This is a genomic window from Flavobacterium sp. Flavsp81 (assembly GCF_059491325.1).
Genome location: NZ_CP168505.1, coordinates 3,329,950 through 3,355,494, shown reverse-complemented (window position 1 = coordinate 3,355,494; position 25,545 = coordinate 3,329,950). Strand labels below are relative to the sequence as shown.

22 protein-coding genes and 1 pseudogene are annotated in these 25,545 nt (G+C 34.0%); 6 read left to right on the top strand and 17 right to left on the bottom strand.

The window, feature by feature from the left end:
- The first annotated feature begins 24 nt into the window (after positions 1-24).
- From ACEN92_RS14000 to ACEN92_RS13985, 4 genes are all read left to right on the top strand, one after another.
- Positions 25-450, top strand: coding sequence for a DUF805 domain-containing protein (locus tag ACEN92_RS14000; RefSeq protein ID WP_495638972.1), 426 nt, complete (start codon positions 25-27; stop codon positions 448-450).
- Positions 451-465: 15 nt separating this feature from the next.
- Positions 466-741, top strand: a complete 276-nt coding sequence (locus ACEN92_RS13995) for a TM2 domain-containing protein (RefSeq protein ID WP_495638971.1) — start codon at positions 466-468, stop codon at positions 739-741.
- 104 nt (positions 742-845) lie between these two features.
- Positions 846-1,223 (top strand): DUF4234 domain-containing protein, encoded by a 378-nt coding sequence (locus tag ACEN92_RS13990; RefSeq protein WP_495638970.1) that lies wholly within the window; start codon positions 846-848, stop codon positions 1,221-1,223.
- Positions 1,198-1,662, top strand: coding sequence for a DUF2752 domain-containing protein (locus ACEN92_RS13985; protein ID WP_495638969.1), 465 nt, complete (start codon positions 1,198-1,200; stop codon positions 1,660-1,662). The genes ACEN92_RS13990 and ACEN92_RS13985 overlap by 26 nt, the downstream gene beginning before the upstream one ends.
- A gap of 57 nt (positions 1,663-1,719) precedes the next feature.
- Here ACEN92_RS13985 and ACEN92_RS13980 read toward each other — a convergent pair whose 3' ends face one another.
- Complete coding sequence (locus ACEN92_RS13980) at positions 1,720-3,528, bottom strand: GNAT family N-acyltransferase (RefSeq protein ID WP_495638968.1); 1,809 nt, start codon at positions 3,526-3,528, stop codon at positions 1,720-1,722.
- Between the two features lie 117 nt (positions 3,529-3,645).
- Between ACEN92_RS13980 and ACEN92_RS13975 the strand changes: the two genes are divergently transcribed.
- Both ACEN92_RS13975 and ACEN92_RS13970 read left to right on the top strand, forming a co-directional pair.
- Complete coding sequence (locus ACEN92_RS13975; protein ID WP_495638967.1) at positions 3,646-4,407, top strand: exodeoxyribonuclease III; 762 nt, start codon at positions 3,646-3,648, stop codon at positions 4,405-4,407.
- Positions 4,408-4,628: 221 nt separating this feature from the next.
- On the top strand, positions 4,629-5,570 hold the full coding sequence (locus ACEN92_RS13970; RefSeq protein ID WP_495638966.1) for an OmpA family protein: 942 nt from the start codon (positions 4,629-4,631) through the stop codon (positions 5,568-5,570).
- A 445-nt stretch (positions 5,571-6,015) separates the two neighbouring features.
- On the opposite strand, the gene ACEN92_RS13965 is transcribed toward ACEN92_RS13970, so the two are convergent.
- The 16 genes and pseudogenes from ACEN92_RS13965 to ACEN92_RS13890 form a co-directional block, all read right to left on the bottom strand.
- Positions 6,016-7,182, bottom strand: coding sequence for a beta-ketoacyl synthase N-terminal-like domain-containing protein (locus tag ACEN92_RS13965; RefSeq protein WP_495638965.1), 1,167 nt, complete (start codon positions 7,180-7,182; stop codon positions 6,016-6,018).
- Positions 7,183-7,248: 66 nt separating this feature from the next.
- The gene (gene bioA / locus ACEN92_RS13960) at positions 7,249-8,520 is read right to left on the bottom strand and encodes an adenosylmethionine--8-amino-7-oxononanoate transaminase (RefSeq protein WP_495638964.1); all 1,272 of its coding nucleotides are present in this window, start codon (positions 8,518-8,520) and stop codon (positions 7,249-7,251) included.
- Between the two features lie 99 nt (positions 8,521-8,619).
- Positions 8,620-9,237: a dethiobiotin synthase gene (gene bioD, locus ACEN92_RS13955; RefSeq protein WP_495638963.1), complete on the bottom strand. Its 618-nt coding sequence runs from the start codon at positions 9,235-9,237 to the stop codon at positions 8,620-8,622.
- Between the two features lie 158 nt (positions 9,238-9,395).
- The gene (locus ACEN92_RS13950) at positions 9,396-10,010 is read right to left on the bottom strand and encodes a hypothetical protein (RefSeq protein WP_495638962.1); all 615 of its coding nucleotides are present in this window, start codon (positions 10,008-10,010) and stop codon (positions 9,396-9,398) included.
- Entirely contained in the window at positions 10,000-10,503 is a 504-nt protein-coding gene (locus tag ACEN92_RS13945) for an RNA polymerase sigma factor (RefSeq protein WP_495638961.1), read from the bottom strand. The genes ACEN92_RS13950 and ACEN92_RS13945 overlap by 11 nt, the downstream gene beginning before the upstream one ends.
- A gap of 7 nt (positions 10,504-10,510) precedes the next feature.
- Entirely contained in the window at positions 10,511-11,374 is an 864-nt protein-coding gene (locus ACEN92_RS13940) for a TraB/GumN family protein (protein ID WP_495638960.1), read from the bottom strand.
- Between the two features lie 196 nt (positions 11,375-11,570).
- Positions 11,571-12,707: an aminotransferase class I/II-fold pyridoxal phosphate-dependent enzyme gene (locus ACEN92_RS13935; RefSeq protein WP_495638959.1), complete on the bottom strand. Its 1,137-nt coding sequence runs from the start codon at positions 12,705-12,707 to the stop codon at positions 11,571-11,573.
- A 78-nt stretch (positions 12,708-12,785) separates the two neighbouring features.
- Positions 12,786-13,421, bottom strand: a pseudogene (locus ACEN92_RS13930) (NAD(P)-dependent oxidoreductase).
- Positions 13,422-13,586: 165 nt separating this feature from the next.
- Positions 13,587-14,075, bottom strand: coding sequence for a hypothetical protein (locus ACEN92_RS13925; RefSeq protein WP_495638958.1), 489 nt, complete (start codon positions 14,073-14,075; stop codon positions 13,587-13,589).
- Positions 14,076-14,091: 16 nt separating this feature from the next.
- On the bottom strand, positions 14,092-14,373 hold the full coding sequence (locus ACEN92_RS13920) for a F0F1 ATP synthase subunit delta/epsilon (protein ID WP_495638957.1): 282 nt from the start codon (positions 14,371-14,373) through the stop codon (positions 14,092-14,094).
- 51 nt (positions 14,374-14,424) lie between these two features.
- Complete coding sequence (gene atpD / locus ACEN92_RS13915) at positions 14,425-15,936, bottom strand: F0F1 ATP synthase subunit beta (protein WP_007808159.1); 1,512 nt, start codon at positions 15,934-15,936, stop codon at positions 14,425-14,427.
- Between the two features lie 234 nt (positions 15,937-16,170).
- Positions 16,171-17,640 (bottom strand): SGNH/GDSL hydrolase family protein, encoded by a 1,470-nt coding sequence (locus tag ACEN92_RS13910; RefSeq protein ID WP_495638956.1) that lies wholly within the window; start codon positions 17,638-17,640, stop codon positions 16,171-16,173.
- Positions 17,641-17,723: 83 nt separating this feature from the next.
- Positions 17,724-20,534 (bottom strand): carboxypeptidase-like regulatory domain-containing protein, encoded by a 2,811-nt coding sequence (locus ACEN92_RS13905; RefSeq protein WP_495638955.1) that lies wholly within the window; start codon positions 20,532-20,534, stop codon positions 17,724-17,726.
- 632 nt (positions 20,535-21,166) lie between these two features.
- Positions 21,167-23,017 (bottom strand): glutamine--fructose-6-phosphate transaminase (isomerizing), encoded by a 1,851-nt coding sequence (gene glmS, locus ACEN92_RS13900; protein ID WP_495638954.1) that lies wholly within the window; start codon positions 23,015-23,017, stop codon positions 21,167-21,169.
- 6 nt (positions 23,018-23,023) lie between these two features.
- The gene (gene bamH / locus ACEN92_RS13895; protein ID WP_495638953.1) at positions 23,024-24,697 is read right to left on the bottom strand and encodes a BamH family beta-barrel-assembly machinery protein; all 1,674 of its coding nucleotides are present in this window, start codon (positions 24,695-24,697) and stop codon (positions 23,024-23,026) included.
- A gap of 21 nt (positions 24,698-24,718) precedes the next feature.
- Positions 24,719-25,525, bottom strand: a complete 807-nt coding sequence (locus ACEN92_RS13890; protein WP_495638952.1) for a glycogen/starch synthase — start codon at positions 25,523-25,525, stop codon at positions 24,719-24,721.
- Positions 25,526-25,545 lie beyond the last annotated feature (20 nt).

The following is a 25,545-nucleotide window of genomic DNA, read 5'->3' as shown; positions in this document are numbered from 1 at the left end:
TAACTAACTAAATTTTAATTAATTATGATTGAATGGTACAAAAAAGTGGTTTTTGAAAATTACGCAAATTTTAATGGACGTGCCAGAAGAAGCGAGTATTGGTATTTTGCACTTGCCAATGGATTAATTTCTATTCTATTAATTGTTCTTGGAGCTATAATTGGCGGTGTTTTTGGAGATGCACTTACAGGAGGAATTATCGGATATGTTCTTTTTGCTCTTTATGCTTTTGCAACTCTTCTGCCGGGTTTAGGTGTTGTCGTTAGAAGACTGCATGATGTTGGAAAAAGCGGATGGTTTTATTTTATTGCTTTAATTCCTTTTGTTGGAGGCATCTGGTTGCTTGTTTTGTTTTGTACAGAAGGAGATCAGGGACCAAATCAATATGGATCAGATCCTAAGAATCAAATTGAAGAAATCAATGAAATTGGAAAAGTTGAATTACAATAATTAATTATATATAATATGGAAACTACAAAACCAGAAGAATGGAATAACCCTCCTGTTCGAAGAGAAGAAAACAAGAAAGTTGTTGCCGGAGTTTTAGGGATTTTAATTGGAGCGTTAGGGATTCATAAATTCTATTTGGGTTACACCAAAGAAGGAATAATCCAGATAGTCCTTAATCTTTTGTGCGGATTAGGCGGTTTAATAGGACTTATAGAAGGAATTATTTACTTGACTAAAACAGATGAAGAGTTTTACCAGACCTATCAGGTTGGTAAAAAAGGATGGTTTTAAAGTGTAAATCTACATTTTACAACAAATTGTCTTGTATTTTATGTAGGATATAAAGGAGTAACCGAAAATCCAAAGAGTAGGAATTAACAAATTGAATTAAAAAAATGGAATTAGAGGAAACAACGAATTATTTTAATGAACCAATTCCGGTATTTAAAGTTGATCCAATTATGGTATTAATCTTCGGATTTTTAACTTGTGGGTTGTATTTAATTTATTGGAATATTAAAGTAGCTGAAGTTTTTAATGCAGTGACTAAAAAGGAGTTGATCTCTCAACCTATTGCAATTTTTGCGGGATGTTGCATGCCGGTAAATATTTATTTTTATTATTTGGCAGGAAAAGAAGCTTTGCCAAAAGTATATGAACAAACTGGAGAACTTCAAAAAGATCAGTCTACTTTATTAATCGTTTTAGGTTTCTTTTTTCCTATAGCAGCAGCAATGATTGTACAAGGTGACATCAACAGATTATACAAATAATACAAGAATAAAACGTAAAATTTACGGAATTATCGGTGCAGCAATTACACTGATAGTTCCGTTTTTTTTAATGCTTGATAATCATGACGACCATTTAGAGTCAGATCAGTCATTTTGTCCTTTTAAAATGGTAACCGGTTTTCCTTGCCCAGGATGCGGAATTACCAAATCACTGGTATATTTCTACCAAGGCGATCTGTATAAATCAATTTCATATCATATTTTAGGCCCTTTTGTCATTGCGTTCAGCTGGGTAACGATTATAATATTAATAACCGAACTAATTACCAAAAAAGAGTACTTTACAGGGCTTTTGTATAATAAAAAAATAGCGTATAATTTGGCTTATTTCTTAGCTATTTACCATTTTATACGATTAATAATTTTTATAATGAATCATTCTTTTGATGATATTTTACGTCAATCCATTTGGTTTTAAAACATAAAAAAACCATTCGTTATGAATGGTTTTTCTTTTTCTATATCTCTTTGGAGTCTAATTAATATCTTCTTTCTCAGATAATTTGCGCTCCAGTTCTATTTGAAACTCCTCAATAACCGGTTTCATAGTACTTTCAGGAATATCTGCGATTCTTATGTACATCAAACCATCTATTGCATTATTAAACAAAGGATCAACATTAAAAGCAACTACACGCGCATTTTGCTTGATGTACTTTTTGATCAAAACAGGTAAACGTAAATTTCCCGGTTCTAATTCATCAATGATTTTGTCAAATTTATTGAGGTCAGATTCAGCTTCGTCAAAAATAAAGTCCTTGTCAGCATCTTTCAGTTTTACTTTATACGCTTTCTTAGGATGAATATATTGTGCAATATAAGGATCGTAATAATTTGATTTCATGAATTCAATCATTAACGATTTGGAGAAATCAGAAAATTGATTGCTAATGCTCACTCCGCCCAATAAATACTTGTGTTCGGGATAACGTAACGTCGTATGAATAATTCCTTTCCACAATAAGAATAAAGGCATTGGTTTTTGCTGATAATCTTTAATGATAAAGGCACGTCCCATTTCGATAGATTTGTGCATCATATCATGTAATTCAGGTTCAAACCTGAAAAGATCATTCAGATAAAAACCTTCAATTCCGTATTTTGGATAAATTTCAGAACCCAATCCCATACGGTAGGCACCGGCAATTTTTTTAGTTTCCTCATCCCATAAAAACATATGATGATAATATTGGTCAAATTGGTCTAAATCTATAGATTCATTGGTTCCTTCACCCACTTCACGAAATGTAATTTCGCGTAAACGGCCAATTTCATGAAGTATATTCGGAATTGTTTTGGCCCTTGCAAAAAATACTTCGTAATTCTTGCTTTGCAATAAGCGGCAGTCGCTGTTTCTTAAAGCATCAACCTCAGCATTCATTTTTAACTCATTCGCCGGAGTTACAATTTTTTTAGGTGCTTTTGGAATCTTTAAATTCGATGTATCCAGCAATTTATGATCCTTTTCAAAAGGATTTGCCAGCATGTATGTTTTTTTTCTTAAAAATTCTGAATATTCTTCAAACGATTCAATTTCGTTCTGTTCATTTACTGAAATTGGTTTTCCGATACGTACTTTGATTACACGGTCTTTTTGAGTAAGCAATTCAGATGGTAATTTTGCTGTACGCAAAGTGTCATCAATTTTAGAAAGCCAGTAGAATAATTTACTGTTTTTAGCATGAAAATAAATCGGTACTACCGGAACCTTTGCTTTTCTTATCAATTTCAAAGCTCCTTCTTCCCAAGGTTTGTCAACTACCAGTTTTCCATCTCTGTAAGTAGAAACTTCACCGGCAGGAAAAATCCCTAAAGGTTTTCCATCGCTTAAATGACGTAATGTTTCTTTAATTCCCACCACACTAGATTTGGCATCCTTATGATTTTCAAAAGGATTTACCGGCATAATATATTTTTTAAGAGGAACTATTCGATGTAATAAAAAATTAGCAATAATCTTGAAATTTGGCTCTCTTTCAAGCATTAATTTCAATAATAAAATACCGTCAATCCCTCCAAGCGGATGATTTGAAATAGTAATATAAGCACCATCTTTAGGCAGACGTTTTAAATCTTCTTCGGGGATTTCGAACTTAATTTGTAACTCGTCTAATACTCCGTTTAAAAACGCAACGTCTTCTAAATGTTTATTATGGTCATATATTTTATTAAGAGTCGATATCTTAAGGACCTTCATAAGAACCCAGCCAGAAAAAGTACCAAAAACTCCGTACTTGTCAACATTTATTGCCTTTGCAACTTCTTTCGCGGTAACTAAACCCATGTACTATTTTTATTTATTAGAGCAGCGAACAAAGATAACAAAAAACTCTACTTTTCGCTGTTTCAAACACAAACTTTCCACTTTTTTATTACATTTGGATTCCTAAAAAAAACTGTAATGAAAATTATTTCTTATAATGTAAACGGTATACGTGCTGCAATTTCAAAAGGATTTATCGAATGGTTACAACAGGCCAATCCTGATGTTATTTGTTTGCAGGAAATCAAGGCTACCCAAGAGCAAATCCCGGTAGAAGACATAACCAAAGCAGGTTATCCATATCAGTATTATTATCCGGCTACCAAAAAAGGGTACAGCGGTGTGGCTATTTTGTCAAAAATAAAACCCAATAATGTAGTTTTTGGAACCGGAATTCATCACATGGATTTTGAAGGACGCAACCTTCGTGCTGACTTCGACGACTGCTCAGTAATGAGTCTGTATCTGCCATCAGGAACAAATATTGAGCGTTTGGACCATAAATTTATGTTTATGGATGATTTTCAAAACTACATCAACGTACTGAAACTTACCATTCCAAACCTGATTATTTGCGGTGATTATAACATTTGCCACGAAGCTATTGATATTCATGATCCTGTTCGTAACAAAACTGTTTCAGGATTTTTACCGCAAGAACGCGCTTGGTTAGACGGTTTTATGAAAACGGGTTTTATTGACAGTTTCCGACATTTTAATAAAGATCCGCACCATTATTCATGGTGGAGTTATCGTGCCGGAGCCAGAGGAAACAACAAAGGCTGGCGTATCGATTATAATCTGGTAAGCGATACTTTGCAGCACAGACTTAAACGTGCCGTTATCTTACCCGATGCAATACATTCTGACCATTGTCCGGTTTTAGTCGAAATAGATTAATTTTGGTATTGTTATTGTTAGACAAACGCAGGTTCTAAGTCTAATAATTGTCATCCTGAGCGGAGTCGAAGGAAGGAGCTGTTTCCTGCTTTTCTCTGCAATCTTTTTATTTTTAAAGAAAAAACAAAAAGGATTTCCGTTTCAATCAGGGCTAGGAATCACTTGAAAAAAGAAATTCAGAATAATTAATTAAACCTAATATTTAAATACCCATAACTAAAATGATTAAAAGACTCTCCATCGGATTACTGGTTCTAGCACTTTCTACATCATGTGTATCTAAAAAAATATTTAACGATCTCGAAACTAAGTTTGCCGATCTTAAAAAAGAAAACCGTGCGATTGCGGATCAAAACACTGAATTGCAAAATGCAAAAAATCAGTTAGAATTAGATCGTGATGGTTTAACCAAAGATTTAAACAATGCCAAGGCTGATCTTGCAAAACAAAAAGCTGATTTGGCTGCGGAGCAAAAAAAGTATAAAGTCCTGCAAGACTCATATAATGCACTCGAAAAAAACAGTAACGATGCTTTAGAAAGTAATATGGCTAAAAACCGTGAATTACTTGCACAATTAGAGGCGAAATCAAAAAAATTAGCTGAGGAGCAAGCACGTCTGGATAAAACAGCAAGCCGCTTAAATGAACTTGAAGCAATGATTGCCGCTAAAGAGGCTGCAATGAAAAAACTAAAAGAAACATTATCTAAAGCCCTAAACGGTTTTGAAGGTAAAGGTTTAACAGTGGAACAAAAGAATGGAAAAGTGTATGTCTCTATGGAAAACAAATTGCTTTTTAATTCAGGAAGCTGGGCTGTAGGTACTGAGGGTAAAAAAGCAGTTGTAGAATTAGGAAAAGTTTTAGGTGACAATCCGGATCTTTCAGTATTAATTGAAGGTCATACAGATGATGATCCATATGCAGGTTCAGGAGCAATTACAAACAACTGGGATTTATCTACTAAAAGAGCTACAGCAATTGTTGCTATTTTAAGTGAAAACGATAAAATCAACAAACAAAAACTAACTGCAGCAGGCCGTGGTGAATTTTCTCCTTTGGCAAGTAACGCAACTCCGGAAGGAAAAGCTAAAAACCGCAGAATCGAAATTATCCTGACACCAAGATTAGACGAAATAGCTGAAATGCTGAACAGCATCAACTAAAATATGAAGATTGCAAATTGAGAAAGGCTCAAAGTTTTATACTTTGAGCCTTTTTTATTGATAACTCGGAGATCAATTGTAAAATGTAATGTTCTTAAATCAATTTTACATGAATCGTTTCTACGGAACTCCTTAAATTTATCTCTGCCTATTTTCAACGGATTGAAATCCGTTGCTACAAAATAAATCGTTCCTCTGGAACTTTTTATAAATAGTCCAAAATTATTTTTGGTATAATTAGCATTGAATAAAGAGCCGTGGGTCCGTAACATATTGTAGTTGGGACAAGATAAATCGTTCCTTCTGAAATATTAAGTACAAAATTATTTCTGATATAAATTAGCATTGAATAAAGAGCTGTAGGCTCGCAACATATTGTAGCGACGGATTTTAATCCGTTGATAATATAGCATGAGAAAAGGAGTTCCGTAGGAACGGTTCATATTTATGCTTTTTCAATCAGAATACTCACGGCATTTCCTCCAAAGCCAACAGCATTAATTAAAACTTTTTTAATTGGTTTCGTTTGTTTTTGCACTTTTGTGAAAGGAACGTCAACAAAATTATTATACTCCATCATTAAAAGAGCCAATTCTAAACTCAATATTCCCGAAGCTCCAAACGTGTGGCCGATTTTCCATTTATTGGTTGTCAATAAAGGGATTTTAGCCCCGAAAACTTTTTCAATGGCACGTAATTCTGTTAAATCTCCTTTTATGGTTCCGGGTGCATGCATCACAATAACATCTACTTCTTCCAGACTAATATCCTGTAAAGCCATTTTCATGGACTTCTGAAAGCAGTCCGCTTCTGCAGAAATGGAAATGTTGTGTTCCAAAATTTCAGTTGCATAACCGACACCGGTTACATAAGCAATTGCATTTTCTTTTTCTCCGGCTTCTAAACAGCAGACAGCAGCTCCTTCACCCAAAATCATAGTATTTTGAGTTTTTTCAAAATCAAAGGCAAGATTTGGCCAGGACTCTTCGCTCTGATCAATACGGGAATATATTTTTAATGCTCTCATCTGGGCAATCGTAAAATCAGTCAAAGGCGCTTCACTTCCTCCGACCAAAAACTTATCTGCCATTCCGGATCTTAACCACGCAACGCCATTTAATAAAGCATGAAGCGCTGTAGAACAAGTGATAGAGTGGGAGATTTCGGGACCAACACTTTGTAAATCATGCGCAATCCAGGACGAAATATTCCCTAAAGTTGTAGTAGGAGAGGCCAGGGTTTGTGCTTTTCCTGTGTCAATATATTCTTTATAATGCTTTTCGAATAAATCGGTAGCACCGCGGGAAGAACCAATATTTATTCCGAAAATATCATTTTTGTTCCAACCGGCTCTTTCGATTGCTTGGCGCGAAGCAGCCAAAGCAAAGAGAACAGAATCATCCAGAAATTTATATTTAATATCAGATTCCCGGACTTCCGCAACAATTTGTTTTGATTCAGCACTTAAAGCCGCAACAGAAGTATTCTGCTGATCTAAAAAATGTTTCGAAAAACAATGTTGGTTATCGAGATACTTTTTCCAGACTTCTTCAGGATTATTGCCTAAAGGAGAAATTGAAGAAAAAGCTGTTATAGAGATTTTTTTAATCAAAATAATTTATTTGAGCGCAAAGTTCGGGAAACTTTACGCAAAGTCCGCAAGATTTATAATTTAAAATTAAACCATTTCAATGGCTTCTTCAATAGTCAAATAGACTTTTTGGAGCTGCTCGTCTGTCATAATATACGGGGGTAAAATGTAAACAATATTACCAACCGGTCTTAAAATAACTCCCTTTTCGATAAAGAAATTATAGAGTTTGGTGCGCATCGAGCCATAATAACTTTCTTCTGAATCTGATTTAATTTCAACTGCAAAAATAACACCTAATGTTCTGGCTGTAATCACTTTTGGATGGTTTTCGATTTTCTTTTGAAAGTTCAAATGACTTTTGTTTATTCTTTCAATATTGGATTGCATTTCAGCTGTCTGTAGCAATTCGATACTTGCCAGTGCGGCAGCACATCCCGTTGGGTTTGCTGTAAAAGTATGTCCGTGAAACAATGCTTTATTAATATCATCATCATAAAAAGCATCAAAAATCTCCTGAGTAAAAGTCGTAATCGCCATTGGAATCGTTCCCCCGGTTAATGCTTTCGATAAGCAAATCATATCGGATTCTTCCGAAACATAATGCATTGCAAAGGTTTTTCCTGTTTTGCCGAAACCTGTCATGACTTCATCAGCAATTGTCAATACTTTATTTTCTTTACAAATCTGAATCAGTTTTGCTAAAGCTTCCGGTTCATACATCACCATTCCGGCAGCTCCTTGTACCAAAGGCTCAAAAATAAATCCGGCACAATTATGACTTTCAATTACAGCTTTCAATGTATCAAAACTTACTTGTTCCTGTCCTTTTACCGGAACTGGAATTCTCACCACATCGATAAACATTCCTTGAAAAGCCTGGGTATAAAAAGAGATTCCACTTGCTGCCATTGCCGCAAAAGTATCCCCGTGAAATGCATTTTCAAAAGCAATTATAGTTGTTCGCTTTTCATTTTTATTGAAAAAATATTGCAAAGCCACTTTTATTGCTACTTCAACGGCTGTTGAACCATTATCTGAAAAGAAGATTTTTTGCTGATTTCCAGGTAAGATTTCCATCAGCTTTTCTGCTACTTTTATGGCTGGTTCATGTGTAAAGCCTCCAAATAATACATGTTCTAAAGTTGTCAGCTGTTTGTAAATCGCATCAGCAATAAATTTATTACTATGCCCAAAGGGATTTACCCACCACGAAGCTATTGCATCAATGTATTCTTTGTTGTTTTCGTCCCAAAGTAAAGCTCCTTCTCCTCTTGAAATAACAATTGGGGTTTGCGAAGTTTTATGTTGTGTATATGGATGCCACAAATATTGGCCGTCTTTTTCAGTTAAAGTCATTTTTTAAAATATAGAATATAGAGCATAGAATAAAGACTTAACCCTATAGTTTTTGGCAAAGATAAGAAAGTCTATTCTCTTTGTTCTTTTTTCTATTCTCTATAAATTTAAAAGATTCTCGCGAAACAAATCCGCGTATTCCCGAATTACGTTCTGATCAAAATAAGGTTCTTCGTCGATTCTTCCGATGCATTTTATCCCGGTTTTATTCAGAATTAAATCTTCGGTCGATTTGTTTTCGCTTCCGCTAAAGATAATTCCGGAGACTTCAAAACCTCGATTTTTAATAGCCTCGATAGTTAACAAAGTATGATTGATGCTTCCTAAATAATGTCTTGAAACGACAATTACTTTATACTCTGGCTGTATCAAATCGATAATTGAATCTTTTTCGTTTAACGGAACAAAAATTCCTCCGGCACCTTCAATCACTAAATGATTATTGGTTTTTGGTTCATTTATTTGCTTTAAATCAATTGTGATTCCATCAATTTCTGCAGCGAGGTGAGGGCTAGCGGGTGTATTTAATTTATAACTGTTCCCGAAGATTTGAGATTTTTGATTTGAGATTTTTAATTTGATTTTATGACTGTCTGAATTGTCTAAATCTCCTGCCTGGATCGGTTTCCAATAATCGGCTTCCAGAGCTTCAACAACAATTGCAGAAGTAATTGTTTTACCTACATCCGTTGAAATTCCTGTTATAAATATTTTCATAGATTGTTGTTTCGTAGAGATTTACAAAGAAAACACAAAGGAACACAAAGAATAATAATTGTGAATCTCTGTTTACTCTGTGAATCTCCGTGTAATATTCTAAGCAAAAATACCAATAAAAACAACAAACCCATCAATTACGATGGGTTGTGTTTGCATTACTCTTCTTTTAATTCATCCAGGACCTTTCTAATTTCCTTTGCAAATTTTCCATAGAAATGATGTACCCACCATTCAAGAGCCAATCCCATAAATAAGATAGAGAAAGTAACGATCAAAAACAGGCTGATTAACTGAAAGTTACTTAAGTGAGCTATGTCGAAATTAGTTGTTTTAGAAAACTTGTTGTACATATATCCGACTAAAAACAAAACCATAAAAGGAGTTAAAGCAAATCCAAAAGTTTTATACAATTCCATATTCAATCGCACATCAAAGTATGTTTCATACAAACTGTCTTTTGTTTTTAATGTAATCTTATTTAATCTTTTATAAAATAAATACAACTTCACTAAATAATATACACAAACTGCAACAAATACACTAAAAAACAAATAGTATGGCACTATCATTTTTGCTGGAAAATCGGGTATGAAAGGTGTAAATCCGATAAAAATTACCGATAAGGTCTGATAAATTAATTCGTTTTTTAAATTCTTTTTGATTTTATCCAAAGGCGTATTTGCCGACTGTATTTTCTCTAAATTATTCGGAAGAACGACATTTTCAGTCTTTTCGTTATCCCATGCGTTTTGTATATCGTTAAAATCCATATCCCTGATTTTTAATTATTTCTTTTAATTTTTCTTTTGCCCTGTTTAATTTTACTCTGGCATTTCCTTCAGAAATTCCAAGATTCTCTCCAATTTCTTTATGTGAAAATCCTTCTAACTGATAGAAAATAATGGCTTTGTCAATTTTTTCCAATTTCTGAACTGCTTTATAAAAATGATCCAATTGGCTTTCTTTTATATGAGAATCGCCTTCATCATCTTTGATGTTTTCTGAAACGATTTCGTATTTGTCAACCTTTCGTTTTTCTTTCTTTAAAAAAACAATTGCTGTATTTACAGCCACCCGGTACATCCAGGTCGAGAACTGACTTTCGTTTCTAAAAGAATCATACGATTTCCAAAGCTGACAAACAATCTCCTGAAACAGATCTTTTTGATCATCAGAATTGTCCATGTACATCTTGGAAACTTTATATAAAATTCCCTTGTGACTTTCTATGCGTTTTAAAAATTCCTGTTCTTTCTCTTTCAAAACAATGCTAGTTCATTATTGGTTTTACCGTATATCCTGCTTTTCTCAATAAATTAATTAATCCTAAATCCCCGGCTAAATGCGCAGATCCTACAGCATAAAACACGCTTTCCTTTTTGTTCTGCTCTGACATAATTTTTACCCAATTTGCATTTCTTTCGTCAAGCATGTATTTTTTAGCGTTCAGATTCATTACTTTTTCATCAGTAGTAATTTTATACAAAGTTTCGAGGTTTTCAGTCTTATAATTCTCCACTAATTTAGTGGTTTCCTCGGCATTTGATTCTTCTAACATCTCGATCATTTCTGAATCAGGATAGGCATTTTCAAAACTTTTAAATTGGAATTTCACCGTTTCAAGACCAGCAACTTCTAACTGACGTTTTTTTGCCATTTCGATGAACTCCATTTCATAAAATTTGAGATCTGCACATCCAAAACTTTTCATTGAAATCAAACTCATAATTGTCAATAAACTAAAGCTGTCAACTTGCTGTACTGTCATTCCGGTATTTTTTTGCAGAATTGAATTTAATTTAGACAGCTGTTCCGGACTCAATTTTTTACTTAATGGCTCCTTTCCCATTGCTAATTGCTGTACATCAGCCATTTCTTTAGGATCAGAAAAATTAATTTCTAATACTAACTTATCTGATTTTTCAAATGCTTTTTTTGTTTTTTCAGTAAGAAAATAATCTGCCGAACAAATCATATGAACTGTTCCGTACAAATAGGAGGGTTTTGCTAACCCGTTTCCTGATACTTCCCACAAAAGGGAGTTTTCAAGTTTTGGAGATTTTGTCTGTGCCTGAATTGAGATGCTGAAAATAATTGCGATTACTCCTATTGTTGATTTGAATAAATTTTTCATTTTTGATTGATTAAGATTGATGATTAAAACTCTTTTTATTTGATTACGACTCGTAAGTAAATGAATCATCAAAACGTTACAAAAAAATTGAAATTTTTTTTAGAGAAGTTAGAAAGTAAAGAGTATTTCACAGAGATTGACAAAGAATAAATTTGTGAATCTCTGTGAATATTTCGTGAATTTTTGTGAAATAAAATTAAAAAACAAAATCCCTAAGAAATGCTAATACCTGATTAATCTCTTCTTCCGAATTATAACTGTGAATACAAAAACGAAGTCGCTCCTGGCCTTCCGGAACAGTTGGAGAAAGTATCGGTTTTACATCAAATCCTTTGTCCTGTAGTTGCTGAGCCAATTGCTTTACATTTTCATTGCCAGGGATAATTGCAGATTGGATTGCAGATTTGCTTCTGACGAACATTGGTTTTAATCCCAATAAATTTTTTTGCTGATTGAAAAACACAATGTTTTGACGTAATTTTTCGATAGTCTCTTTTTCAGTTTCTAAATGCTCATAGGCTGTTAAGATTGTAGATACGGAATGTGGTGATAATCCCGTGGTGTAGATAAAGCTTCGGGAAAAGTTTACCAGATATTCTCTAAGTTCTATACTTCCTAAAACTGCTGCCCCATGACAACCCAAACCTTTTCCGAAAGTCATGATTCGGGCAAAAATACGATTGTGTAATTGCAAATACTGCATTAATCCTTCTCCTTTTTCACCAAAAACACCCAAAGTGTGCGCTTCGTCAACAACGAGATAACAATTGTATTTTTCAGATAATTCAACTAATTCTTCTAAATTCGGACTATCGCCATCCATAGAAAAAACAGTTTCGGTGACAATATAAATGTTGGTTTCAGGAAATTTTAAAATAAGACGTTCTAAATCCTCAAAATCATTATGGTTAAATTTGTATGATTTTGCATTTGACATTATAATTCCGTCACGGATAGAAGCGTGGCTTAACTCATCATATAAAATTATATCGTTTCGCTGTGGTACAGCGCTAAAAAAGCCAACATTGGCATCGTAACCCGAATTGAAAATTAAAGTTGATTCTGACTCATGAAATTGCGAAATAAAAGATTCTGCAATCTGATATAAAGAATGATTACCGGAAATCAATCGGGAACCTGTTGCTCCATTTTGTATGATTTCATTTTCAATCAAATAATGGTGCGTTTGCCTGAAAATAGCTTCTGACTTTGAAAACCCAATATAATCGTTAGAAGAAAAATCGACAAGATTATTAAAACTCGGCAATTTTCTAAGTGAATTATTCTGCTTACGATTCTCTAACTTCTGTATAAGATTTTCAGGTAATTTCATAATAGCAAAGTTATGAAATTGATCTCAATATAAATAAACAGCGGGTTTTATATCGCCCACTGCTTTATTTAAAGTTTATTAATTGGTAATAAAAGGAGATTTTCTACTGAATCGATCATCGTAAATCTGATCAACCATGAATTTTGCAATATCTCCGGCATTTATTTTGTCGCCGGGACAATCTTCAAGATCAACTATTATATCTGAATTAACAGTAGTAAATTCAATAAACGGCACTCGAACCAACGTCCAATCTACAGTACTATTCGCCAAAAGATCGTACGTTTTCTGACGATCGTCCTGAATTACTGGATAATTGGTTTTCATAAATTCTGTAGCCAAAGTAGTTTTAGCACTTTTTTTATCAAAAGGCGTATCAATATTAAGTCCGGCCAATAAAATATAACGTTTAATATTTAAATCTTTCATGGATTGAAGCACATTTGTTGTCGTCGCACTCGCCACAAGTGGTTCGCCCTAACGCTGACCAATTGTACTTAAAACAGCATCACAGCCTTCAAGCAACAATTGAATACTTTTAGTATCAATTGCGTCACCTTTAATGATTTCGATATTTAAATTTTGGATTGTAAAATCTTCCAGATGTCGCAGTAAAAGTTTTACACTAAATCCTTCTTTTAGCAACTGGTTTACAAGATATTTTCCAGTTCTTCCTCCACCGCCTAAAACGGCAACTTTATTTATATTTTTCATATAGTTTCTTATAAAATTTGACATAGATATATCATGCTTATCGTTCTGAAAAAGCACAATCACAAAAGCTTACTGAGCTTTTATGTAACGATCAATATTTTATAAAGAGATTCTAATACTTCAAAAGTAAAAAATAAAAGCCAAACATGATTGTCTGGCTTATGTTTATTTTAGAGTTTCTTTTTCTATCCAGATAAAGTTTCCTTTTTGTGTTGCATTGAGTAAATCTACTTCTAATCCAAAAGCTATTCTTCTAGCAAGTTTAAAAGCAGGTTTAGTATCTAAATATACTGATACATATTTGACATTTTTAAAAACAATGTCTTTGCATAAAGGAATTCCAAACAATGTGAAATTAAAATGAACGTTTTTGTTTTTAGATTCAACATATACTTTCTTCGTGAATGTTAATCCAGCTGCACAAACAAATATAAAAAACACGGCAAGTAAAAACTGAACTGCATGCCAAATTCTGCCGTCATAAAACAATTCAACTGTTTTACATATTGTACGAAACATCAAAAAATATAATGGAATGGCAATTAAAAAATGCCAGAATGGTCTGTTTGAACTATAAACTGATTTATCTTGTTTAGTATATTCCATTTCCCAAAAATAAAAAAAGCCATTCGCTGCGGTGAATGGCTTTTTCATTTATTTTGAAATTGTCTTAGTCAACTAAAACAATTACTTTATTGTCTTTCATTTCGATAGTACCTGATTCAATTTCTAAAGTATAGGTCTGATCATTTACTTTCGTGAATTTACCCGTAACTTCTTTTGAAAAATTAAAGCTTGGAGCTGCAATTTTAATAGTTCCTTTTTCTAAAATAGAAACAATAGGAGCGTGATGGTTCAATATTTGAAAGCTTCCATCAACTCCGGGCAAGGTAACTGATGTTACTTCTCCTGAAAATAATTTTGCTTCTGGTGATACTATTTCTAAAATCATATTTTTAATAATTGATAATTGATAATTGTCAATTGATAATTATCAATTGTATTATGCTTCAGCCAACATTTTTTCTCCAGCTTCGATAGCATCCTGAATAGAACCTTTTAAGTTGAAAGCTGATTCCGGAAGGTGATCTAATTCACCGTCGATAATCATGTTAAATCCTTTGATAGTATCTTTAATGTCAACCAAGACTCCAGGAATACCTGTAAATTGCTCCGCTACGTGGAAAGGCTGAGATAAGAAACGCTGTACACGACGCGCTCTTGATACTGATAATTTATCTTCTTCAGATAACTCTTCCATACCTAGAATCGCAATGATATCCTGTAATTGTTTGTATTTTTGAAGAATCTCTTTCACTCTTTGTGCACAGTCGTAGTGCTCATTTCCTAAAATTTGAGGAGTCAAAATTCTTGAAGTAGAATCCAATGGGTCAACCGCAGGATAAATACCTAACTCAGCAATTTTACGTGACAATACAGTTGTAGCATCTAAGTGAGCAAACGTTGTTGCCGGTGCAGGGTCAGTTAAATCATCCGCAGGAACGTAAACCGCCTGTACAGATGTAATAGATCCTTTATTTGTAGATGTAATACGCTCTTGCATAGCTCCCATCTCTGTTGCCAAAGTTGGTTGGTATCCTACTGCAGAAGGCATACGGCCTAAAAGTGCTGATACCTCAGAACCTGCTTGTGTAAAACGGAAGATGTTATCAACGAAAAACAATACGTCTTTACCTTGATCAGTTCCGGCTCCATCACGGAAATATTCAGCGATAGATAATCCTGAAAGTGCCACACGTGCACGAGCTCCGGGAGGCTCATTCATTTGTCCGAAAACGAAAGTAGCTTTAGACTCTCTCATTCCTGGCATATCTACTTTAGATAAATCCCATCCTCCATTTTCCATAGAGTGCATGAAATCATCACCATATTTAATAATTCCTGACTCTAACATTTCACGAAGCAAGTCATTTCCTTCACGTGTTCTTTCACCTACTCCTGCGAATACTGAAAGTCCACCGTGACCTTTTGCGATATTGTTGATCAACTCCTGAATCAATACTGTTTTACCAACACCTGCACCACCAAACAATCCAATTTTACCTCCTTTTGCGTAAGGCTCAATTAAATCGATTACTTTAATACCTGTGAATAAAACTTCAGATGAAGTTGATAAATCTTCGAATTTAGGAGCTTGTCTGTGAATAGACAAACCATTTTCTCCTGTTTTTGGCAAGTTTCCTAAACCATCAATTGCATCTCCAATTACATTAAATAATCTTCCGTATACATCCGGACCGATTGGCATTTGGATTGGATTACCAGTTCCAACTACTTCATATCCTCTTGACAAACCGTCTGTAGAGTCCATAGAAATGGTACGCACAGTGTTTTCACCAATGTGAGATTGTACTTCCAGAACTAATAATGTTCCGTCTTTTTTAGTGATTTCTAGTGAATCATAAATTTTTGGAAGTTCAACATCCTTGCCGTTGAAAACTACGTCAACTACTGGTCCAATGATTTGAGCAACTTTTCCTATTACTTTTGACATTACTTATGTGTTTATTAAATAGCTATTTAGGTTTATCGAAAAAACCTCTTTTTTCAGAGCGCAAAGATAATTTTTTAAAATATAAAATCAATATTTTTTGCAAAAAAAATACTTAGTTTTTTGTTGGACTCATAAAACTCAGTCTTCAAATATCTAATAATATAAATTTTAGCTTTAGTAAAAAAAGCCACACGTTATAAAAACGAGTGGCTTTTCTACTAAAAAAAATTGGCTTTATTGTAAATTGGCCGGATATTGAATTGGATATGTAGCCAAGTCAACATGACGCAAAGTTGATTGATATTTTGCATTAATTGCATCAATAAATATATTAGCGATTAAACCATATCCTCTGGCACTTGGATGAACTCCATCTAAAGAAAAGGCTCCTCCGGTAACATAAGATGATGTCATAATAAAGTTTCCAAATTTAATTCCACCACTTGATAACTGAGTCATTGTGGCTTTTGTGTCAACAAAGGCCAAGCCCTTTGTTTCGGCAATTGTTGCAATTGTTATATTATAAGCATCTGTCGCTTTTTTAACTTCTGCTACTTCATCTTTGGTTAAAACCCAATTATCGGCCAATGGTACAGAAAGCCCATTAACTTTAGTTGGATCTCCGCCAACAGCCGTACCTATAAAGGTTCTTGCTGATAAAACAACCAAATCTTCTTTGGTTGCCTGTCTATAAGACGGAAGACCATACGCTGAAAGATTAGTTAAATAACTGTCTACTATCACTACAGCGTTATTTCCTGCTTTAAAAGTAATTGTTCTTCTTGCTGCTTCATCTGCAGTAAGCAATTTATTCGTTACCATTTGCTGTAAACCGCCATTATAAGCTGTATAACCTGAATTTAGCTGAGCAGCGAAAGTCTGTGTAAGTGGAACCGGATTATATGGTACAGTTATAAAATAAGGCAAAGCCGTAATATAAGGTAAATTAGCTACTACTCCTTTTGCTCCATTAGCTGTCAAAGCGGTTACCAAAGAAGAATAGACACTTGCAAAAACTGTTGGATCTGTGATATCATTGCTTCCGTAGGTTGCAGGATTCATATTTCCGGTTTGGTCTTTTCCAATTCCTCCTGAAGTGGCATAACTCAAAACATCATTGCCACCAATAAACAAAGAGAAAAAAGTAGGAGATTGAGCTAGTGCATCTGCCAAAACCGTTGTTGAAGGCGTGCTGGAAAATCTTGCAAAATAAGGATTAGCAGCTCCTGAAGCCACACCGGCAACATTACCATAATTAGCAGCAACCAAATGAAAACTCTTTGCTCCCGGAACTCCCATGTTATTAAACGAACCTGTAAGATGTGCAGTAATCTCAGTTGTTGGTGGGCCAGGCACATTAACCGGGGCGGTTCCATTAAAATATAGTCGTGTTCCCGCCACAACGTTCCCTCCTAATAATAATCCACCAATATTATCATTTGTAAACGGAGTGGTAAAAGTACCACCTCCTGCTGCAACAAATTGTTGAGCTAAAATATTTGGATAAGCTCCTTCCTGGCCTCTTTTAAAAAGAGCATTGTCACTATACCCTGCGGCGAAAGAATCGCCCAGCGCTACATATTTTGTAAAAACTGCTGATCCGGGAACGACCGGTACCTCTACCGGAGTATTATTATTGTCATCATTATTACATGCTATAAAGGTTAAAGAAACCAACAATAGCCATTTTATATTTTTTTTCATTTTATTATCTTTTTAAATTATTATCTCTTTCTTGTTTTTATTAATTAGAAAGAAAATCCTTTTGATCAATAATCCTTTCCGGATTATGGATTAATTGTCCAGGAAGCAAACCACATCTGACCAATAGCACCTGCTCCAATTACCTGAAGGTAATCATCACCAAAGAGATTCGTTGCACCAACTTTGATAACTGATTTTAATTTTGGGAAAGCATAATTTATCTGAGCATCAAGAACTGTATTTTCCGAAATCATACCGTCTCCAAAAGAAGATTGCCATAAATATTCTGTATTCCATCTTGCATTAAGATTAAAGCCTAAATTTTTAGTTACTTTGGAATTACCAAGAGAAGCTTTAATTCTGTGTTTAGGAGTGTTAAACCCTGCTACAAAGCTTGGGTCTTCTGACTGATCGAAATCAAATTGTGCATAATTATAATTAACTCCCAATTCAAAGTCTTTGTATACTTTTTTGGATAATCCCACTCCAAAACCTAATGAAGTAATTTTTGCAGTTGTATTAGTATAAACCTGATATACTCTTCTGTCACCAAAAGCTAAGGCCTGATAACTTTGTTGTACTGCAGTATTTGTTGGATCGGTTCCTACTGTTCCATAATAAGGAGAAATCACTCTCGCTGTATTCATGAAGTCATTATAAATATTATAATACCCATTAATATCAACTGATAAATCATTTTGAACTACAGTACGATATCCAATTTCAAAAGCCTTTACTTGTTCTGGTTTTACTAATCCAATATTTGCTACTTTAAGGTCACCCGGATTTGAAGATGCTGCAAATGCCTGAACAGAAGCCAATGTATATGCGTTCTCATATGCATTTCGACCAGACATTCCAATAGTTGCAGGCTGTCCAGCCACAGTTTGTCCTGACGTACTTACATTTACAGTTTCTTGAAAACGGTCTAAATTTTCAGGTGCTGAACCAATTAATGCGAATGGTCCTAAATCTAAACCAATATATTGATCTTGTGTAGTCGGATTACGAAAACCTGTTTGGTATGAAACTCTGAAATTATGTCTTTTAGATTCTCCCGCTGAATATACTAATGAAATTCTTGGAGATATATTGCCATCAAAATTCTGGCTTTTATCATAACGTAAAGAACCTGTAAATTTCAATCGATCATCAATGAATTTTTTCTGAAGCTGAGTATAAGCACCATATTCTTTATAATCTATTGGGCCATCATAATCGGTAAAAATAGTTCCTTCTGAATCCATTATGTATTTTCTCCAGGAACCTCCTACCTGAATTTCTGCAAATTTGATTATATCCTTAAAGTTATAATTTACATCAGAATGATATAATTTTGAATGATCAATAAATTTTGCGCCCTGTGTTAAATCTGGATTTGCAGTAACAGTTTTAAGCGCATTATTGAATTCCGCTGAACCAGGCTCAAATCTTGGGGATCTTGGAGCGTCTGGATTAAGAGGATCAGTATTTGGGACTAATGGTAAGTTTGGTGAAACATTATGATCTGCAAAATTTCTGGCATAGACCGCTGCATCATTTGCATTAAGACCAAGGACTGCAGATGACAATTGAAAAGCTGTTCCATAATCGGTAAACCAGTTTTTATCAGATTTAGCCGCCCTGTTTATATTCCATGCTGCAAATCTCATGTCATATGAATTTCCGGCATCCTCATCAGTTGCATAAAATCTTGCAAAAAAGTTTTTCCCTTTTACTTCTAATTTTGCCTGCTGCATCATGAAGTCTTTCAAAGCATATCTGTTGGCTCCTTGGTAGATTGTACTACCCAGACCAATTTTATATTGTAAGATAATTTCGGTTTCATTAGCCCATGGTCTGAAATGCATAGAAAAATCTGCTTTTATATTTTTTACTTTATTATCAGTCAGATCTTGCTCACGATATCCGGTTCTGCTTACCTGTCCTACATTTGGTATAGAAGTAGTAACCTCGTCTCCATAAAGGTTCAATCCATCATAATTTTGATTCATTGCATGTCCTATAGAACCACCTGTCATACTTCTTTTATCGGCAGCAATCCATTCCGTTGCCTCCATATAAGTGAAGTTTGCTTTCATGGCAAAATGTTTTGTAAACGCTTTTGCTGCTCTTATTCCGAAATCATTATAATTATTTGTTCCTGCAGCATCCTGAGTAGTTTTGCCAAATTTATAATAAACACTAATTCCTTCATTTGTGAAAGGATTTTTACTGTTCATAAATAAAATTCCATTGAAAGCATTTGCACCATAAAGTGCTGAAGATGCACCGGGCAAAAGCTCAACATTAGCTACATCAATATCTGAAATACCAATTAAATTGCCTAAAACAAAGTTTAATGCCGGAGAAGAATTATCCATTCCATCTACTAATTGCATAAAACGCGTATTGGCAACTGTCGAAAATCCACGTGTGTTAATTGATTTGAAAGAAATACTACTTGTATTAAAGTGAACCTCTTTTAAATTTTCCAAACCATCATAAAAGGTGGGAGCAGTGGTATTCTTAATTTCCTGAATACCCATTCTTTCAATAGTAACAGGTGATTCAATTACTCTTTCAGGAGTTCTGGAAGCCGAAACAACTATTTCATCAAGTTTGGTTTCTTCTTCTTTTAAGACTACGCTTACATTTTGATTTGCTGATGTAATGCTAATTGTTTTCGTTTCAAAACCTACAGCTGAAACCTTAATTGTATAAGGTAGTTTGGCAGAAGTATTCAATTTAAAAGTGCCGTCAAAATCAGTTGATGTGCTGCTTGGGTTACCTGTTACATTAATATTGGCTCCAGGAATAGATTGTTTGTTACTGTCAGTAACAGAACCGGAAATTGTATTCTGCGCAAAGGATAATCCGCTGAAAAACAACATAATTAGTAAATACACTCTCATTTGTCAGTTTTTTTGGTTAGTTTATATAGCCAAAATACAAATAATTTTGATATTAATAAAAAAATGTTAAAAAAAAATAATTTTAGGCACATTTTTCATGAGTATTTTAACTATTTCATAATGAATATTATTAAAGTAAAATCAATATCAAAGCACGACAATCCCAAATACTATGCGTACATATAATATTTTGCGAAAAATATTGCGGATTTGATAAAAATACATGGACATTAAAAAAATATTGACAATAAAAAAAAGCGAGTACTAATTCTCGCTTTTTAACATTTATTATATTTTCTTTATATTTAAATAGGGGAATAGTACGGATAGACATAATCTGGGAAATTAAATATAATTAGCTTTTACCTTTTAGAATGGATTGTAATAAGTTTATTATTTGGAAATGCAGTCCGATACTATATTTCTACCTTTTGTATTCTACTGGTTAACGGCAGTTTTAGGTAAATTTGTTTCTTAATGTAATCAGCGACAGAGCTTGATAAATGCAGATTATGGTGTCAGAATAAATGTATATTAGAACAATGAGTCTTACCTAATATTAAAAAAGTATTTAGCAATAAAAAAGCGAGACATTTGCCTCGCTTTAATAAATTATTATTTTGTATATATAATTATTCGACTGTAACAGATTTAGCTAAGTTACGTGGCTGATCAACATTACACCCTCTCATGACAGCAATGTGGTAAGATAAAAGCTGTAAAGGTATTGTTGTGATAAGTGGCGACAGTGCATCAGAAGTTTCAGGAATTTCTATTACATAATCGGCCAATTCACGAACTTGTGTATCTCCTTTAGTTACAACTGCAATAATTTTTCCACTTCTGGATTTTATTTCCTGAATATTACTTACAATTTTATCATAATGGCCTTGTTTAGGAGCTATTACAATAACAGGCATTTGCTCATCAATTAAAGCAATTGGGCCGTGTTTCATTTCGGCGGCAGGATAACCTTCGGCGTGTATATAAGATATCTCTTTAAGTTTTAAAGCACCTTCAAGGGCTACCGGAAAGTTATAACCACGCCCTAAATACAAACAGTTTGGGGCATCTTTAAAAGCTGTAGCAATTTCTTTTGCTCTGTCATTAGTTTCTAATGCTTCGGCAACTTTTTCAGGAATTATTTCTAATTCTTGTAAATAGGTATGAAAGTCAGTGTTTGATAAAGTTCCTTTAGCTTTTCCTAATCGCAATGCAATCATTGTCAAAACGGTAATCTGAGTAGTAAAAGCTTTAGTAGAAGCAACTCCAATTTCCGGTCCTGCGTGTGTGTATGCACCAGCATGGCTTTCTCTTGAAATGGATGATCCTACAACATTACAAACTCCAAAAACAAAAGCACCATTTTCTTTTGCTAATTTAATAGCAGCCATTGTATCTGCTGTTTCTCCCGATTGAGAAATTGCAATAACAACATCATTTTTATTGATAATTGGGTTTCTGTATCTAAATTCAGATGCGTATTCAACCTCTACAGGAATACGGGTAAACTCTTCAATAACATATTCGGCTACAAGTCCCGCATGCCATGAAGTTCCACAAGCCACAATGATAATACGATCTGCGTTCAGGAATTTTTCGATATTGTCTTCAACTCCTGCTAACTGAACAATTCCTTTATTGGCATTAAGTCTTCCTCTGTAAGTATCTTTAATTACGCTTGGCTGTTCGAATATTTCTTTTAACATGAAGTGGTCATACCCTCCTTTTTCAATCTGCTCCAAATTCATCTGGAGTTCTTGTATGTAAGGATCTACCAAAGAGTCATCTTTTATTTTTCTAACTTTAAGAGGTTTATGCAATCTGATATTTGCCATTTCACCATCTTCAAGATATATTGCATTTGGAGTATATTCAATAAACGGAGAGGCATCAGAAGCAATAAAGTATTCTCCTTCACCAACACCAATTGCTAATGGACTTCCTAATCTGGCAGCTACAATTTCAGTTGGATTTTTTTTATCAAAAACGGCTATGGCATAAGCACCTACAACTTGATTTAATGCTATTTGCACAGCTTTTCCAAGTTTTATTTTTTCTTTTTTCTGAACCTCTTCAATTAAATTTACCAAAACTTCAGTATCTGTATCTGAATGAAATACATAACCTCTTTTTTTCAACTCTTCTTTAAGTGGAGCATAGTTTTCGATTATACCATTGTGAATAATAGCTAAATCTCCGGAATTTGAAAGATGCGGATGTGAATTTACATCATTAGGAACACCATGTGTTGCCCAACGGGTATGTCCAATTCCAATGGTTCCGTTTGTTGTGAAATTTGCTTTTGCTTTTTCCTCAAGATCCGAAACTTTCCCTTTTGTTTTACAAAGTTTAATACCCGATTCCTGGTCGTATAACATTACGCCAGCACTATCGTAACCTCTGTATTCGAGTCGTTTTAATCCTTTGATAACAATAGGATACGCCTCCCTATGACCTATATATCCAACAATTCCACACATAATTATTTATTGATTTGGTTTGGTGTAGTAAATTTTTAATTTTAATTTTTTCGCTTCAGTAGCATTTCCTCCAAATAAAACCGTACCTAATGGGCTCATCACAGAAGCTCTTGGAATTTCAGATATACTTTCAGCATTCATTTTAGTTTTGTCTAATTTAGCAGAAGCGGTTGTGTTAATGTCTTCAGTAACTACCAAACCTAATTTTACATTAGTAGCAGTAGTATCTTTAATAATGCTTCTGATATAGTTTGTAATCTTTATATTGTAACTTTTATTTTTGTTTGCATCTGTATTAAGCATGCCGCCAAAAATTGATTTAGCTTTTTTCGGGTTACCAGTTACAGACGTACTTCCATCAAAAATATAATCAAGAAGCGGTGTATTGTTGTTTAGATCATATAAATAAATTCTGTTTGGATGATAAACATTATTTGTTTCAGTACTTTCAGGCATTTTCTCAGAATCGACATTAAAAACCATGCTGGCTTCATTTACTCTCCAGTTTTTGGAGATGTAATTATTTCGAATTTCATCTAATTCATCCGGAACATTATTTGGTTTGTTTTTCGGATTTCCCTTGTAGTAGCTAATCAAATCGGTTTTGTCAAAAAGTTCAATAACCGCCATTGATCCCTGGCCTCCTTTTAAATATAATTTTTCATCTGCAGCCTGATCATTTGCGGTAGCAGTTGTATAGTCAGACGCAGGATTGCTTTCTTCTAATAAACTAACAGTATTTCCGGTTAAATTTATAACCAGGGTTTTTGACTCCATTACTGTTTCAGCATCAGTCGTTATAGCTGTTTTAGCTTTATAAAAAATATTTATTTTTCCTAATTTAAAATCCAGCATAGCCATTCTGCTATTCGGAGTTAATGGTGATTTTTCTACTTTAAAATATAATCCTTTAAAATAATTTTTAAATACATCATCAGCAGCTAATTTACTGGCAGCTGCTCCAAATATTTTTGTTTTAAAAAAGTCTTTGTTTAAATGCAGGCGCATTTCAGGTTTAATTCTTTTAGTAGTAACAACCTTTGTGTCAGGATCTGTTGTTTTTTCAACAATTTCCTTAGAATTAAAAAAGAAGCCATCATTCTCAGACTGATCAGTAGCATCATTCAATCTTGCCCCTAACGCTTCTGCCTGAGTCTGGAAATCACTATTTCTGTCAGTGCTGTAAAATTTACTTACATCATAATTATTAGCGTTGTAAGTATTCAGAAAAATACCTGATTCATAAACGCTTAATTTAATTTTTCCGTCTACAGGACCATAAATAGAATCCAGGCTATAGGTTGAAATCCCTTCAGCATTAGTAACTGTCTTTCTTGCATCTACAAAATACGGAATATTTAAAGTTACACTATCAATTGCAACTCCTTCACCTAATTCCGGAGCATATGTAGCGAGTGCAACCTGAGTATTGAAATTTGCGGTAGTTATAGCAAAAGCAGGATTTTCTAAAATTCCTAATGCATTTACTGCTAAATTATTGGAAGCTACCGGAGTAACTTTTTGATTATAAGCATTTACGCTGTAAAGTTCTGGCGTTAAATCAAAATGATCGTCCCCAATTAAATCATCGCCAATGGCATTAAAATCTTTATCGCAAGAATAGAAAAGAGCAATTGTTGCTATTAATAGAGTTTTCTTAATAAAAGAAGTATTGTACATGTGTAATAATAATGTTAAAATTTAAAGCCCCATACTTTTATAGAAATTTGTATACGCTTCAGCGAATGCATCTTTCGAGGTGAAAGGTAAAAAAGGTTTTCCTGAAGATTCTATAAATTTTGTTAAACTTGGTGAGACGTTTTCAGAGGCAATTATTACAGCATCTGAATGCAATATGCTCGCTTTTAGGATGTTTTCGTAGTTTGGCGTTTCCAAATCTGCAATACTCTCATGCGGAACACCATCAAATTTCACCTTGTTGATCATTTCTAAATCCAGATTTTCATCAAAAGATTGTCCGTAAACAGAGGTTACAATTTTGGTTTCAGAAAATAAAGCCTCGTTTTTATAATAATGTTTCATATAAATTGGCAGCATTGAAGCCAGCCAGCCATGAACGTGAATTATATCCGGAACCCAGTTGAGTTTTTTTACAGTTTCAACAACTCCTTTTGCGAAAAAAATTGCTCTTTCATCATTATCAGGGTATAAAACCCCCTCTTCATCTGCAAAAGTTGCTTTTCGTTTAAAATATTCATCATTATCAATAAAATAGACCTGGATTCGCTCTTTAGGAATTGATGCTACTTTGATAATCAAGGGCATATCTAAGTCATTCACTACCAAATTCATCCCTGAAAGTCTGATTACTTCGTGTAATTGATGTCTTCTTTCATTAATATTTCCATATCTTGGCATGAAAATTCTTATCTGGCCTCCCTGATCATTTATCATTTTCGGAACGTCATAAGACATTAATGAAACCTCATTTTCAGCCAAATAAGGCACGACTTCAGATGATACATATAATATCCTCTTATCTTTCATAATAGTATTTTACTTAATTT

Excerpts from the sequence above, each read along its gene's own strand:
- ACEN92_RS14000 (WP_495638972.1), top strand. The coding sequence starts at position 25 with ATGATTGAATGGTACAAAAAAGTGGTTTTTGAAAATTACGCAAATTTT.
- ACEN92_RS13995 (WP_495638971.1), top strand. The coding sequence starts at position 466 with ATGGAAACTACAAAACCAGAAGAATGGAATAACCCTCCTGTTCGAAGA.
- ACEN92_RS13990 (WP_495638970.1), top strand. The coding sequence starts at position 846 with ATGGAATTAGAGGAAACAACGAATTATTTTAATGAACCAATTCCGGTA.
- ACEN92_RS13980 (WP_495638968.1), bottom strand. The coding sequence starts at position 3,528 with ATGGGTTTAGTTACCGCGAAAGAAGTTGCAAAGGCAATAAATGTTGAC.
- ACEN92_RS13975 (WP_495638967.1), top strand. The coding sequence starts at position 3,646 with ATGAAAATTATTTCTTATAATGTAAACGGTATACGTGCTGCAATTTCA.
- ACEN92_RS13970 (WP_495638966.1), top strand. The coding sequence starts at position 4,629 with ATGATTAAAAGACTCTCCATCGGATTACTGGTTCTAGCACTTTCTACA.
- bioA (WP_495638964.1), bottom strand. The coding sequence starts at position 8,520 with ATGACTTTAACTGAAAAAGACGGCCAATATTTGTGGCATCCATATACA.
- bioD (WP_495638963.1), bottom strand. The coding sequence starts at position 9,237 with ATGAAAATATTTATAACAGGAATTTCAACGGATGTAGGTAAAACAATT.
- ACEN92_RS13950 (WP_495638962.1), bottom strand. The coding sequence starts at position 10,010 with ATGGATTTTAACGATATACAAAACGCATGGGATAACGAAAAGACTGAA.
- ACEN92_RS13940 (WP_495638960.1), bottom strand. The coding sequence starts at position 11,374 with ATGAAAAATTTATTCAAATCAACAATAGGAGTAATCGCAATTATTTTC.
- ACEN92_RS13935 (WP_495638959.1), bottom strand. The coding sequence starts at position 12,707 with ATGAAATTACCTGAAAATCTTATACAGAAGTTAGAGAATCGTAAGCAG.
- ACEN92_RS13925 (WP_495638958.1), bottom strand. The coding sequence starts at position 14,075 with ATGAAAAAGCCATTCACCGCAGCGAATGGCTTTTTTTATTTTTGGGAA.
- ACEN92_RS13920 (WP_495638957.1), bottom strand. The coding sequence starts at position 14,373 with ATGATTTTAGAAATAGTATCACCAGAAGCAAAATTATTTTCAGGAGAA.
- atpD (WP_007808159.1), bottom strand. The coding sequence starts at position 15,936 with ATGTCAAAAGTAATAGGAAAAGTTGCTCAAATCATTGGACCAGTAGTT.
- ACEN92_RS13910 (WP_495638956.1), bottom strand. The coding sequence starts at position 17,640 with ATGAAAAAAAATATAAAATGGCTATTGTTGGTTTCTTTAACCTTTATA.
- ACEN92_RS13905 (WP_495638955.1), bottom strand. The coding sequence starts at position 20,534 with ATGAGAGTGTATTTACTAATTATGTTGTTTTTCAGCGGATTATCCTTT.
- glmS (WP_495638954.1), bottom strand. The coding sequence starts at position 23,017 with ATGTGTGGAATTGTTGGATATATAGGTCATAGGGAGGCGTATCCTATT.
- bamH (WP_495638953.1), bottom strand. The coding sequence starts at position 24,697 with ATGTACAATACTTCTTTTATTAAGAAAACTCTATTAATAGCAACAATT.
- ACEN92_RS13890 (WP_495638952.1), bottom strand. The coding sequence starts at position 25,525 with ATGAAAGATAAGAGGATATTATATGTATCATCTGAAGTCGTGCCTTAT.